At 44.0% G+C, this 13,606-nt stretch carries 12 protein-coding genes; 7 read left to right on the top strand and 5 right to left on the bottom strand.

Annotated features, from left to right (window positions below; all coding sequences use genetic code 11):
• Positions 1-392: 392 nt before the first annotated feature.
• Positions 393-1,277: an AraC family transcriptional regulator gene (locus AB6E08_RS20855; protein ID WP_009845512.1), complete on the bottom strand. Its 885-nt coding sequence runs from the start codon at positions 1,275-1,277 to the stop codon at positions 393-395.
• Positions 1,278-1,470: 193 nt separating this feature from the next.
• On the opposite strand from AB6E08_RS20855, the gene AB6E08_RS20850 reads away from it, so the two are divergent.
• The 6 genes from AB6E08_RS20850 (at position 1,471) to AB6E08_RS20825 (ending at position 7,407) form a co-directional block, all read left to right on the top strand.
• On the top strand, positions 1,471-2,619 hold the full coding sequence (locus AB6E08_RS20850; RefSeq protein ID WP_004731461.1) for an iron-containing alcohol dehydrogenase: 1,149 nt from the start codon (positions 1,471-1,473) through the stop codon (positions 2,617-2,619).
• 225 nt (positions 2,620-2,844) lie between these two features.
• The gene (locus tag AB6E08_RS20845) at positions 2,845-3,591 is read left to right on the top strand and encodes an amino acid ABC transporter ATP-binding protein (RefSeq protein WP_017078274.1); all 747 of its coding nucleotides are present in this window, start codon (positions 2,845-2,847) and stop codon (positions 3,589-3,591) included.
• Entirely contained in the window at positions 3,591-4,388 is a 798-nt protein-coding gene (locus AB6E08_RS20840) for an amino acid ABC transporter permease (RefSeq protein ID WP_372063374.1), read from the top strand. The genes AB6E08_RS20845 and AB6E08_RS20840 overlap by 1 nt, the downstream gene beginning before the upstream one ends.
• A 12-nt stretch (positions 4,389-4,400) precedes the next feature.
• Positions 4,401-5,210: a transporter substrate-binding domain-containing protein gene (locus AB6E08_RS20835; protein ID WP_012600468.1), complete on the top strand. Its 810-nt coding sequence runs from the start codon at positions 4,401-4,403 to the stop codon at positions 5,208-5,210.
• A 133-nt stretch (positions 5,211-5,343) separates the two neighbouring features.
• Complete coding sequence (locus AB6E08_RS20830; protein WP_372063372.1) at positions 5,344-6,270, top strand: amino acid ABC transporter permease; 927 nt, start codon at positions 5,344-5,346, stop codon at positions 6,268-6,270.
• A 192-nt stretch (positions 6,271-6,462) separates the two neighbouring features.
• The gene (locus tag AB6E08_RS20825) at positions 6,463-7,407 is read left to right on the top strand and encodes an ADP-ribosylglycohydrolase family protein (protein WP_372063370.1); all 945 of its coding nucleotides are present in this window, start codon (positions 6,463-6,465) and stop codon (positions 7,405-7,407) included.
• A gap of 235 nt (positions 7,408-7,642) precedes the next feature.
• Here the strand turns inward: AB6E08_RS20825 and AB6E08_RS20820 are convergent, their stop codons facing one another.
• Positions 7,643-9,649 (bottom strand): TonB-dependent siderophore receptor, encoded by a 2,007-nt coding sequence (locus AB6E08_RS20820; RefSeq protein WP_372063368.1) that lies wholly within the window; start codon positions 9,647-9,649, stop codon positions 7,643-7,645.
• Between the two features lie 20 nt (positions 9,650-9,669).
• Here AB6E08_RS20820 and AB6E08_RS20815 point away from each other — a divergent pair, with 20 nt between their 5' ends.
• Complete coding sequence (locus AB6E08_RS20815; RefSeq protein WP_372063366.1) at positions 9,670-10,779, top strand: helix-turn-helix domain-containing protein; 1,110 nt, start codon at positions 9,670-9,672, stop codon at positions 10,777-10,779.
• A gap of 47 nt (positions 10,780-10,826) precedes the next feature.
• Here the strand turns inward: AB6E08_RS20815 and AB6E08_RS20810 are convergent, their stop codons facing one another.
• From AB6E08_RS20810 to AB6E08_RS20800, 3 genes are all read right to left on the bottom strand, one after another.
• On the bottom strand, positions 10,827-11,297 hold the full coding sequence (locus AB6E08_RS20810; protein WP_372063364.1) for a GNAT family N-acetyltransferase: 471 nt from the start codon (positions 11,295-11,297) through the stop codon (positions 10,827-10,829).
• A gap of 44 nt (positions 11,298-11,341) precedes the next feature.
• Positions 11,342-11,680 carry a zinc ribbon domain-containing protein YjdM gene (locus AB6E08_RS20805; RefSeq protein WP_004731484.1) on the bottom strand — a complete coding sequence of 113 codons (339 nt, stop codon included), beginning with the start codon at positions 11,678-11,680 and terminating at the stop codon, positions 11,342-11,344.
• 178 nt (positions 11,681-11,858) lie between these two features.
• Positions 11,859-13,022 carry a threonine/serine exporter family protein gene (locus AB6E08_RS20800; protein ID WP_009845522.1) on the bottom strand — a complete coding sequence of 388 codons (1,164 nt, stop codon included), beginning with the start codon at positions 13,020-13,022 and terminating at the stop codon, positions 11,859-11,861.
• Positions 13,023-13,606: the final 584 nt, after the last annotated feature.

Here is a 13,606-nt window from a genome sequence, read left to right as displayed (position 1 = left end):
ATCAAAGGCTCACACACAACGCAGGACTAGGGAAATTATGAGGGGATCCGTCAGCTAGCTAGGTTAGTAACTTTATCCCTTATACCCGTGCATAAACTCTTAGGCTATTTAATTAATTATTTTCGAGAGCTTATTTTATATAAGTACGTTAATAATATATTCGAGAATCAAATACCTACAATCTGACAATGCCTATGATTAGATACATTTACTCATATAATTCAACAAATATGAGACTCAGGGGGGATGACATGAGAAGTACTGTGTTCAGCCAAGACATGGGACTTTCAGGAATCACGATGGCATCAACGAAGAGCAATCGACACCATAGCTTTTGGCACCATAGCTCTCAACACCATAGCTCTCAACAGATAGTTTCGTTGAAAGAAGATCTAAACCGCTCTTGGAGTGGTATTGAAGTGGCGCTTAAATTCGCGACTGAATTGGGATGGGCTCGAGTAGCCGACTCGGCGAGCAGCATCGCTGATGCGAAGGCCTTCTAGCTGAATCAGTTCTTTGGCTTTGTTGAGTCTTACCTTCTTCAAATATTGAAGAGGGGATTCAAAGGTGACATTACGGAATGCATTGTGGAAGGCAGACACGCTCATGTTGGCTTCGTCGGCAAGCGATTGAACAGTGATGGTTTGGTCGTACTCTTCATGCACTTTAGACAGCGCTTTGGCGACACGTGCATAATGGCCGTCATGATGAGCTAAATCAAACAGCACACGCCCTTCTGAACCGGTTAGGGCGCGGTAGACAATTTCGCTGACCATGGCATCGCCCAATATATTGGCTTCAATGTCACAATGTAGAGTTTTGACCAATCGAGTAAAGCTCTCCAGCATTTGCTCTTCCATTGGCGTCGATTCTAAGCCGCTCGAATTCTGCTTGTGCTTGTTGCAGTAGCTCTCTAGAAAGCCTTGGTCTTCCAGCTTTTTGACTAAGCTGTGCAAGCGCTGAGAATCGATGCTTATCGACAAACCAAGCAATGGTTCGCCATTTACAGGTAAGGCTTCACACTCCAATGGCATTGGCACGCCTACCACAAGATAATCACCAGCAGCGTAAGTAACGGGTCTATCGCCAATATAGATGTTCTTTTTGCCCTGCCCGAGCATGATAATACCCGACTGGTAAGTGAATGGCTGACGTTGATTCCCGCCACTGCTTCTATACAACCACACACCGCCAATTTCAGTTTCTCTGATCCCTTCGAGATCATCCCAACCTTTGTGTTCTACATAAGACTGTAACAACTGCGCGAGTGTTTTCATAAGTGGCGACTTTCCATTCCAAGTGCTAAGAGTAAGTAAGCTAAAGCAGAGAAAGAATATCAATTTTGTAGAAATAGGCAATTTATTTAGAGAATCAGCTCTTCATCACCCTAGATTACTGTACTAATATGCAAATATAGAAATTGAGCAATCAAATAAAATAACAAATTGAGCTTTACACAAGGAATCTCTAATGCAATTCACTTATGTTAACCCTACAGTTATCCACTTCGGCCAAGGCCAAATCAACGCTATCAGCCAAGCGGTTGATACTTCGAAGAAAGTACTAGTCATCTACGGTGGCGGTTCAATCAAAAGCAACGGTGTTTACGACCAAGTTGTCGCTTCTCTAAAGGATCACGCTTGGATTGAGTTCGCTGGTGTTGAAGCTAACCCAACCAAAGAGACGCTAGATAAAGCCGTCGCTCTTGTTAAAGAAGAAAACGTAGAGTTCATTATCGCTGTTGGCGGTGGTTCAGTAATCGACGGTTCTAAATACGTTGCTGCGGCAGCTAAATACGACGGCGACGGTTGGGATATCCTAGCGGGTAAACACCAAGTAACAGAAGCGACACCAATTGGTGCGGTACTGACACTTCCTGCGACAGGTTCTGAATCTAACATGGGTGCGGTAATCACTCGTAAAGAAACTCAAGAGAAACTGGCATTCATGAACCCTGCGGTACAGCCTAAGTTTGCGGTTATGGACCCAGATGTAATGAAGTCTCTACCTGAACGCCAACTGATCAACGGTCTAGTTGATGCGTGGGTTCACGTATGTGAGCAATACATCACAATGCCTACAGACGCGATGGTTCAAGACGGTTACGCAGAAACACTGCTTAAGAACCTACTTGTACTGGGTAAGCAATACGACGAGCGTGACAACGACGCATGGCGTGCAAACCTAATGTGGACTGCAAACCAAGCGCTTAACGGCCTGATTGGTACTGGCGTTCCTCAAGATTGGGCAACACACATGATTGGCCATGAATTCACTGCGCTTTGGCACGTAGACCACGCGCGTTCTCTTGCGATTGTTCAACCTTCACTACTTCGTAACCAAATCGAAGCGAAGCGCGGCAAGCTAGAGCAAATGGGTCGTAACGTATTTGGCCTAGAAGCGGGTGCTGATTTAGCCGAGCGTACAATCGCGGCAATCGAAGCCTTCTACCACAGCCTAGACGTTCCAACCATGTTCGACGGTTACGAAGCAACTAAAGCGGCAGCAATCGACAACGTTGTTGCTCAACTTGAATCACACGGTTACCTGCAACTTGGCGAAAACCAAGCAATCACGCCAGAGAAAACGCGTGAGATTTTAGAGTCTGCGATTCACTAAGAATTGCTAAAGTAGAGAGAAAGCAAAGGCAATGGTCACACAAAGATGATTTTTTACATCTGACTGAACCCATTACTTATTTCTTTCGTACAAACAAAGCAGCGTTCATTTTGGGCGCTGCTTTTTAATTTGCCCTACAAGATGCTATTAAATTCTCATAAGTCCTTAATTTTATGTGCATTCAGATTTCTATATTGGTAAGGTAAACCTGTCTCTTTACTAGGTATGAACAACGATTTGAACAATCTCAAGGAAATGGTTAAGTTTAAGTCACTTAACAAGTGGTATGGTGATTTTCATGCCCTAAAGGATATCGATTTAAATATTGAACAAGGAGAGATAGTGGTGATTTGCGGGCCATCAGGTTCGGGTAAATCAACCTTAATCCGTTGTATCAATCAGCTAGAACCTTTCGAAAGTGGCGAGCTTTGCGTGTTAGAACAAGTGCTTCCGAGTAAATTCAATACACCTGGCCAAGTCGGAATGGTGTTTCAGCATTTTCATTTATTCCCCCATCTTACCGTGCTCGAAAACCTGACTCTGTCGCCGATTCGTACGCTTAAAAAAAGCAAACGAGAAGCTGAGAAGATTGCAATGCACTATCTCGAGCGCGTACACATCGCAGAACAAGCCAACAAATATCCTGTACAACTTTCTGGTGGCCAACAACAACGAGTGGCTATCGCCCGTTCACTGTGCATGAAGCCTGAATTACTGCTTTTTGATGAACCGACTTCAGCGCTTGATCCGGAGATGATCAACGAAGTGCTCGACGTGATGGTTGAACTGGCGAGCGAAGGTATCACCATGGTGTGTGTGACCCACGAAATGGGCTTTGCGAAACAAGTGGCCGACCGCGTTATCTTCATGGATGAAGGACAAATTGTGGAATCGAATACGCCACAAGCGCTCTTTGAAAACCCTCAACATGAACGTACTCAAGCGTTCCTAAATCAGATCCTGACTTATTGATGTTGATTCGAATTATTAAACCCGCCCTATCTGCTTTGGTACAAATTGTTGTACTGGTGGCTGCTGTTGTTTGGATTCTCGACTCTGGTGCACAAACCATGGGATACAGCTGGCAATGGGAGCGTGTGCCGGACTATATTGCTTTCTATGAAGATGGTGAATGGTGGCCTGCAGAATTAGTTGAAGGGCTACTGGTTACCATCAATATCTCTTTGATTTCTTTGCTTGCTACGCTGATCATTGGTTTAACGACAGCACTATTGAGAAACTCAAATTCTGTGGTTGGACGCACCTTAGCCACCAGCTATGTTGAGTTGATTCGTAACACGCCGTTATTAGTACAAATTTATTTGCTCTATTTTGTATTTGGCCCCGTATTAGGGCTCGATCGCTTTAGTACTGCCGTTTTAGCCTTGGCACTTTTCCAAGGTGCTTACACCGCCGAGATATTTCGTGCTGGTTTAAATGGTATTGCGAGAGGACAATTTGAAGCAGCTCAATCCTTGGGCTTATCAAAGACCTATACTTACTGGGATGTGATTCTTCCTCAGGTGGTGCAACGTACCTTGCCACCTTTGACCAATGAAGTGATCTCTCTTATTAAAAACTCTTCAATTGTGAGTGTCATGGCTATATTTGACCTGACGACTGAAGCCAGAAACATCGTTTCTGAAACCGCGATGCCATTCGAGATTTGGTTCTCTGTGGCGATCATTTATCTTGCTCTTACACTTTCACTTTCTGCCGTTGCTGCTTGGCTTGAGCATAAGCTCGGAGCTAACTGGCGAACACAATAAGGATTTATCAGCATGAAGCTATTTAAAACCGCGATTACAGCCCTACTTGCGCTTGCCGTAAGTTTGCCTGCACTTGCTTCTGAAACGCCTAACCTCGATAAAATCAACGAACGTGGCTCACTGCGCGTTGGTATGTCGACATTTGTTCCTTGGGCGATGCGTAACAAACAAGGCGATCTCGTTGGCTTTGAAATCGACGTGGCTAAACGCCTTGCCGAAGATTCTGGTTGGAAAGTCGAATTTGTACCTACGGCATGGGACGGTATTATCCCTTCTCTATTATCGAAGAAGTTTGATGTGATCATCGGCGGTATGTCTATCACTGAAGCTCGTGCTAAAAGCGTATTGTTCACTGAACCTTACTCGCACTCTGGCGTTCAACTGGCGGCTAACAAAGAGCTAGCGGAAGGTTTTACTCAGATCTCTGATTTTGATTCTCGCCGCGTAAAAATTGCAGCACGTCGTGGAGCATTCACGGTTCAAGTCGCTCGTGAAACCTTCCCTAAAGCGAAAGTTCTGCAGTTCGATGACGATGCTCAAGCATTCCAAGAAGTATTGAACGGTAACGCACACGCGGTTATCGCGTCTAGCCCGAAACCAGAACACGAAACGATCAAAAACGCAGACACGCTATTTATTCCATTTGAAGAGCGTCTATCAAAAGGTAACGAAGCATTTGCAGTTCGCCTAGGTGAAACTGACAAGGCAGAATTCTTCAACGAATGGATCAAAGCACGTACTGAAGATGGTTGGTTGAAAGAGCGTTACGAGTACTGGTTCTCTACTCTAGATTGGCAAGACCAGATTGCTCAAGGTCAGTAATCAGAACTTTTGCTAGTGAATCGAGGCAGTGCGTTGTCTGCACTGCCTCGATTCGGCAACTTGATTCGCTTTAATGATGATCTAAAACTCAACAAAACAGCCTACTAATTATTATTGTTTAAACAGGAATGACGTGAGTAGTACTAGCGCATTAACAACACCTAAGCCCAACGTTTATATGAAGCCTTGGTATCAACGCCTTAACCTTTTGGATGGCGTGTTACTCGCTGTCATTTGTGTGTTTTCAGGCTGGCTTTATTATCGTTCTGCTGTTGGTATCAACTACCAGTGGCGCTGGGAAGATGCGTTTACCCTAATTTTCATTCCACCTTCTCAAGGCAGTATTCCCTACTTCTTCCAAGGCTTGATCGCTACACTGCGCTTGAGTGTCTGGAGTATGGTGTTAGCACTCTCTTTTGGCACATTGTTAGGTGTAGCAAGACACTCAAAGATCGCTTTCTTCAAAACACCGGCACTGATTTTTATCCAGTTGGTTCGAAATATTCCGCCACTGGTGTTTGTCTTCATATTCTATTTCTTCGTTTCTAACCAACTGATTCCATTACTTGGTTTAGAAAGTATCTTACGTGAACACAATGGCGAGATTAACGCTGTTCAAGCCTTTCTGTTTGGTCCTACTAACCTTTGGGAAAACTTAGCGTCTGGTGTTATCTGTATTGGTTTGCTCTCTTCGGCTTACATTGCGGAAGTGATTCGAGCGGGTTTAGAAGGTATTCCTAAAGGCCAATGGGAAGCGGCCGATTCGCTTGGCTTGTCTGCATTGTCTAAGTATCGATTTGTGGTTGGCCCACAAGTATTAACTGCCATCACCCCACCATTGGCAGGCCAAGCAATCTCCTTGGTTAAAGACACGTCGATTGTGTCTCTGATTTCGATCCAAGAGATGACGTTTGTTGGTACTGAGATGACAAACTCATCGGGGTTGATCTTCGAGATCTGGCTGATTGTAGGCTTCGTATATTTTGCTTTATGCTTTGCGCTTTCGCGTCTGTTCAAAGTGATTGAACAACGTTCTAGTGCTTACCTTAACCATCAGTAACGTCATTAATTAATAGTACCGACTCGCCCGACCATTCCTTTCCCTTATCAAGTTCACCTGATTGGTTTAAGCTATTGACCAATCGGGATTTATCCCTTCATATTTCTTCTTAGAAACACAGCGAAATACTCGTCTAATCACTATACTTGAAGTATCGAACTACGTTGATTCTTCTCAAGGACATCACTCAGCATGGACAATCATAAAGAAAGAGCTTTTTACGCCGTTGTCGGCGCATTGGTTGGAGACGCCGCTTCCATGGGGTTGCACTGGCTGTATGACCAAGAGAGGATCTTACACGTGGCTGGTTTCGAGCCAGAATTTCGCTCACCGAATCAGTTCGATTATCAAGACAAAGGCTACTTTGCGCACCAAGGAAAAACGTCCGGTGAGCACTCGCAATACGGTGCTCAGTTATTGGCAATGGTCGATAGTTTAGTCGACAACCAAAAATACGATGAAGCGAGCTATATTCAACATTTCCGCAAATGGTTTGATTTCGGTGGTAGTTGGCAAGGCTACATTGATAAAGCGACGCGCATGAGCTTGCTGAACATCCATCAATTAGAACTAGAGGGCGCCCCGATTACTGCCTGTGGCGCAGACGATACGCAGCTCCCCGCAGTTTCAAAGATCATTCCATTAGTAGCCTGTACTTATACCTCTCACACCTTACCAGCGATGGTAGAGAACGCGGTACGAGTGACCAACAACAACGACAAAGCCGTGGAATGGGCGCAAGCCATCACCCTGTTGATTCAAGCAGCGATTCAAGGCAACTCACCATTACAGTCCGTAGAAATGGTGCGACAAACTTGCAGCAGATTTATACATGATCAAATCGATGAAGCATTGGCTGAACCTGAGCTTTCAATAACAGATGCCGCGAAGAAGTTTGGATTGCATTGTGAACTGAGTGCCGCATTTCCCTTGCTGATTCGCATCATTGCGGGTGCTCAGAGCTATAAACAAGGCATTCGCGACAATATCTTATGTGGCGGTGACAGCTGCGGGCGTGCGATTGTGATTGGCGCGGTATTAGCGGCGTGTTTCTACGAAGAAGATGGCGGAATCCCAACCGAATGGCTGAAACAGGTCGAACTCAATGGCGGTGTATTGTCTTTGCCGATTGAATGATTCAAACAATAATAAATAAAACTAAAGCGCCTCTCGATTCCTTGCTTGAGAGGCGCTTTTCTTTTCACTAGCCACCTAAAGTAATCACTAGAAGTAATCACTTAAAAGAATGACTTAAATGAATGCTTTAAACGACCGACTTAAAGGAATAGCTTCAGTTTTGGTCAATAAACTTTGCGGATGCCTACGACCGCCAGTTTATTGCGCTAACCAACCCTGAGAACTAGAACCTTCTCTAGAACTGATACGCGGCAGAAAGCTTGTAGTTACGACCCGGTTCATAGTCATCCAAGGTAAAGCCTCTTGCCGTGCCTGAACGAGAAGCGTGTGAGGTGTATTGCTCATCAAACACGTTATCGATACCAAAGGTGACAGACAATCCATCAAGATTCGAAGGCACCCACTGAGCAAACAGGTTATGAACGTCATAGCCTTCTTTGATCGGCTGACCATCGAATACGTTGTCTTCATCTTTCACGAACATCGAATTCCAACCAAAGATAGTCTCAAGCGCTTCAGACTGATAATCGAGTGTCAGCGTAATGCTGTCACCCATATCAATACTTCGACCATTGCCACCTGCGACTGCACCGCCTGTGTCTTTATTTTTAGTCTCTGAAAGCGCATAGGACAGCTTACTGTTAAACATCTCGTAGCCATAAGATAGGCTCGCCTCGAAGCCCTTTATCTCAACGTCACCTAGGTTATAAATCAAATAACTCTTACTTGCACGTTGATACTTTTCGGCAATATAGTCATCAATATTAGTTTGGAATACTGTCAGGTTGGCACCAATAAAGTGATTATCCAAGCGCTTATCGAAACGGACACCACCTTGCGTGTTCTGCCCTGTCTCAGCCTTCAGATCGTTAGCCAAATAAGCGACATCTTGGTAAGCAATAAAGCTCTCCATCAACTCAGGGCCTTTGAACAACGAACGTGTACTCGCGAACAGCGTCCAATCTTGAGTAACATCCCATTGAGTGGCCAACGACCAAGTTACATCGTCAAAATCTTCGCTACCGACTTCTGCTTTACGTTGGTAATCATCAAAACGAAGTCCTGCCGTAACCGAGAATGCTTGAGTAAAGTAGAACTGATCTTCAACAAAAAGGGCTGTAGAGATTGCTGACTCGTCCATAAACTTGCTGCTGCCGTAATAGCTGCTCGATGACTTGTCCATGTAGTCAAAGCCATAAGTCGCGATGTTATCAAACGACATCAGGCGATAATCGGATTGGAACTTTACGTTGAGACCAAAGTTTTGGTTTTTAGCCGTGTTTTTGGATAAGCGATTAGAAGGCCAACGTGGTGCCATAACACTTTCATCTCGCTGAATCTCAGTTTCCGTGTTGTATAGAGTCACGTTACCTTGATGACTTTCACCACGCAGCTCATAGCTGGCCGTGATGGTGTCACGGTTGTAATCGGTAGGAATGAGGATGTTTTTAGACAAACCCACGTTCGTACCACCCGACATATCAGGGCGTGGACTGTAATCACCGTTATCACGGTACATATCATAAGAGAGTTCAAAACGGTGTAAGTCACTTGGCTCAAAACCAATCTTACCTAGAATATTGTATACATCCCCTTCTGAGCCAAAGGTTTCAGTACCATCACCATCTTCAAAGTTGTCACGGCTCATGTAATGGCTGTAAAGCATGGCATCGACGTTATCTGACAACAAACCATACACAGTAAGTGAACCTTGCTGGCTTGCATTCGTGGCATACCCGCCATAAACACGAGCGCCAAAAGTCTCGTCGTAGCGAAGTAGATCTTTGGCATCTTTGGTTTCAAACAGCACTGAACCGCCTAACCCATTTTGCGTCACCGAGTTGTTACCTACTTGGATATCCGCTGATTTCAATATGTCAGGGTTAAGAGTCAAATTACCAATATGATGGAACATGTTGGCGTGCTGAGAAGCGCCATCTAATCGAATGTCTAAGTCAGTTTCGCTTAGGCCGCGAATCGTAATTCGCTGGTTGATCGAGTGCGTTCCCCCAACATCAACTCCGGGGATTTCGCGCAGCAAATCTGACATATGGTCAGCTTGCTTCAGTGACATGTCATCTGCAATGATCGATTCAGTGTTGCTTGAGACTTTCGTTCCCCACACCACAACTTCATCGAAGTGCGATGTACTTTCTTCGGCAATAACAGAGCTACTAAACGTGCTGGCAATTGCGATATAGAGGGCTGAAAGCTTAATTGTTGATCTGACTGGGCTTTCCATAGATTCAATCCTAGATGTAAATGATAATAATTATCAATCATGATAGGGTTGTAACCTATAAATGCACAGATGATTTGCTTATGCAAAAACGCATAGCTGTTATGAGGAACGGTCAAATGAGTGAAGTAACGTCTAAACGGGCTAAAATTGGCAAAGTCACTCTGACTAAAAAGTTGGAGCAAACAGAAAAGCAGATTATTGTCACACAAGGTCAAACTACACAGACATCACTGGCTGAGGGGAAATTTCTTTCTTATCAATATAATGAACTAATATTTATCCACGGCGGCCGCTGTATTGAGCTCGTCGATACTAAGATAATCTCTACCGCTCACGCTTCAGTTCTGATCACCATTCTTTTAGAAGGTAAGCTGTCATTTGGTTACGATGATCTCGAATTTGATCTCGATGCCACTCATCAACCTCAAGGTGTGGTGGTCAACCTCACTAAACCCGCTAATTTCCGTCGAGTGATGACAGCAAGCAATAAACTCAATAAGATTAACATCTTAGTCAAACCAAAATGGTTCGAATCTCGAGTAACCGAAGAGTGTAAATGCCGAAACTTCATCAATACACATAATGCCAACTTCCAATTAGAAGTGACGGAAAAAATCTGGAAGCTTACACAAGAATTGACGACTTGCTCTTCACCCAATAACTTCCATCAGAAGTTGCATATAGAATCCTTAACTCAACAGATCCTTGAGAATTCGATGCATCAACTACCACAAACTTGCTGTCTGGCTTACCAAACTAAACCAAAAATAATAAAACCAGCGACACGTGCAACTAACATTGAACATCAAAGTTATGACGAACGAATTGAGGCTGTAATCTGCTTTATTGAAATTCATCTAGACCAAGAGCTGAGCCTAAAAATGCTTGCTGAGCATTTTTCGATGAGTGTATCTAATATTCAAAGGCGTTTTAAGCAGTCATACAACATGACAATCAACGGTTACATCCGTTTGAGACGATTAGAGATCGCACGTCAGCATTTAGAACGAGGGTTGGTTTCAATCACCGAGGCCGCCTATGAAGCGGGTTATCAGCACCCTTCTAATTTCACCAATGCTTTTAAGAAAACCTTCGGTGTGCCGCCACAAGACATAGCGATTAAGACTTAGTTACATTGATATAAAACTATTTGCTCTATAACTTTAAAAGGCTATATCTAACATCTGCTATGTTGGCCAGGTGACCGCCACATATAAACAAACTGGTCATTCTGCGAAGTAATTTCAAATCCAAACCTCAGATACAAACCTCCAACTCGATTGCCTTGTAAATAGCATAGTTCGACAGGCTTATTGAGGCTATCAGCCTTGGTTAAGCAATCAGCTTTAGTTAAGAAATCTTTCAGTACTTGGCTACCAATTCCCTTTCCATGATACTCAGGCAGCAAGAAAAATCGGCAAAAATAGAAGTGGTCGCCTTTATCTTGCAGCAAAACACTACCAATCGCTTTGCCGTGATATTCAATGATCTCGGGCCGTTCTTCAGCCCACTCTTCGGCATGTATATCTCGTTGAATTTGCTCATCCCAGCCAAAAACAGCTTTGATTGGCTCAAATTCAGCCGCCTTTTTCAGCTCGAACAGAAATTCATAATCTGATGACTGAGCGGGTCTTGTCGAATACTTCAAAATATCTCCAACAATAATCAATGAACTATATAGCCAACGCTCGACTACTGCTTCTTAACGTACTTCGCTGTAACGAGCATTTCACCGCCACCATCCAGCTTGCAATCTAGCTGGTGATCTTTGCCTTCATTGATGCGTCGAATCACAGCTTTAGTACCAATTTTCAATACGCTAGAACTGCCTTTGATTTTTAGATCTTTAATGAAGGTAACTTTATCACCACTTTCCAATACAACGCCATTTACGTCCTTAACACGCGCGGCTTCTCTTTCTAAACGCTCTTCTTCTGGGTTCCACTCATAGGCACACTCAGGGCAGATTAGGTTGTTTTGGTCTGGGTAGACATATTCAGATTGGCATTGCGGGCAAGGAGGTAGAGACATACGTTAATACTTCATTTAAATAGAATTTGTTCCATTTTAATGACTCTTGTCAGGCTTAGCGAGCATAAATCTAACAAGTTTTACGGAGAGCTAATTGTCGTAAAAAAGATCAGTACCTAAAACGAACAAACACAGCCGCTAAGCTGTGTTTGTTTAAAAAGTTGAGAAGCAGAACGGCTTAACGTTCGACTTTTGGTGAGTAAATCGAGTAAGCGGTGATTTGCCCTGCCACGATTGCAGAGAACATGAATAGCGCCGATAAACCAATACTTGGAATAGGCAAAATCGATTGTTCAAACACCGACTGGCTGGCACTTACTAATACTCGGCTACCCGGAACCAAGATTATGATCCCTTGCACGATATAAATAGAGCCCGTGAGCTCCATCTTCTTGGCAATCCAAGTTCCGTACAAAGTAATAAGAACCGTCGTAACCCAAGTGCCGACAACCCAACCACTGTCAAAACCTAGATAGAACGGCCCCCACATACCCAGAACTGCCACTGGCAAGCCAAGTAAGATGTCTTTAGGACGCGCATTGAACATCACACCAATCGACACCGAGATCAACACCAAACCAGATATGTGCATCCATGTCGGAACCGCATTCGTATAGTCAATGGAGACCGCTTGTCCCCATATAGCTTCACCAATGTTGAGCCCCATAATAATCCCGACAAACAGCTTTATCAGGGTTAATGCACTCTGCCCTAACAAACTGGTACCAGAGACGAGATCATTAAACGCCAAACATTCTAGTGCGTTGGCTATGGATAACCCGGGGACAAACAAGACAATCGAAGCGATACATAACGCCCACACCGGGATCGGCAACCCTGTGCTTGCCAAAAATGCCACGAAGATACCCGTTAATAGTGCCGAGATGAATTCAACCGCAATAGCGCGACGTGAATGAAGAACTTGCTGACATACCCAAACCATCAGACCCAGTAACGCAGAAAAGCCAACGGCTTCCAACGTACTGCCAATAAGCATCAGATACGCTGGCGGAATACCCATATTGGCCAGTGCCGTCACAAGTTTAGAGTAACCGACAGGCTCTGGCACAGGCTCACTGCTCGGTTGGTTAATACGAATGATGGTATTGGCCAACAAACTCAAGTTAATCGAAGCAGGCTTTAGACGCTTAAGAATAACGGCGTTGTTATCGTCTGGAAATTGATAATTAATCGCGGTTGGCGTTGCTTGGATCATCACATCGACACCATGCTTTTTTGCATAGAATTGGGTGTATTTCTCTAGCTTGTAAGGAGCACAACCACTGCGATGAAGAGTGTCACCAATTTCAACAATTTTGTTAATTCGGAACTGAGAAGGCATGGGAATTTTAGGGGAGACAAAATGTGCGGCAAATGTACCAAACGATAGACGTAATGACGAGAGTTTTGCATGAATTATCAACTAAATTCGTTACTTTTTCCTTCGAACGCTTAGAGGAGCCTATAACTCCACCCGCTTCGGATTCGCTTGATGAATACTTTGGCAGACTGGCAAGTTAAAACAATGCATCCAGATTGTTATTAATGGGCATCAAAATACGAATGGAAATCAGTTTATGTTAACAGTCAAATTGCCTGTATTTATGTTAATTTTATGATGAGGAAACACCACTAAAATAGGTTTATAAATCCAACTGAGTGGGTCTTAGAAAGAGCGGAGCGTTCTTTGTTGTTTCTCGCCCTACGTTTAACGAGAGTTTAGTCACATTTTATTCACTCTAAAAGCGCCGAACATGATGGAAAAACTAGCGGAGTGGTGGTTATGCGAGCACTTAGAATAAAAATGAAAGAAAAAGGTTTCGTTTTCAGTTAGATGTGGCATTATCAAACTCGTTAAGACGATGTGCGTACATCGTATAATGGCTATTACCTCAGCCTTCCAAGCTGATGATGCGGGTTCGATTC

The sequence above is a fragment of the Vibrio sp. 10N.247.310.24 genome (assembly GCF_041467175.1).
In the GTDB taxonomy this organism is placed as follows: Bacteria; Pseudomonadota; Gammaproteobacteria; order Enterobacterales; family Vibrionaceae; genus Vibrio; species Vibrio tasmaniensis_A.
The sequence above is the reverse complement of the archived record's forward strand: the minus strand, read 5'-3'. Positions and strand labels throughout refer to the sequence as shown.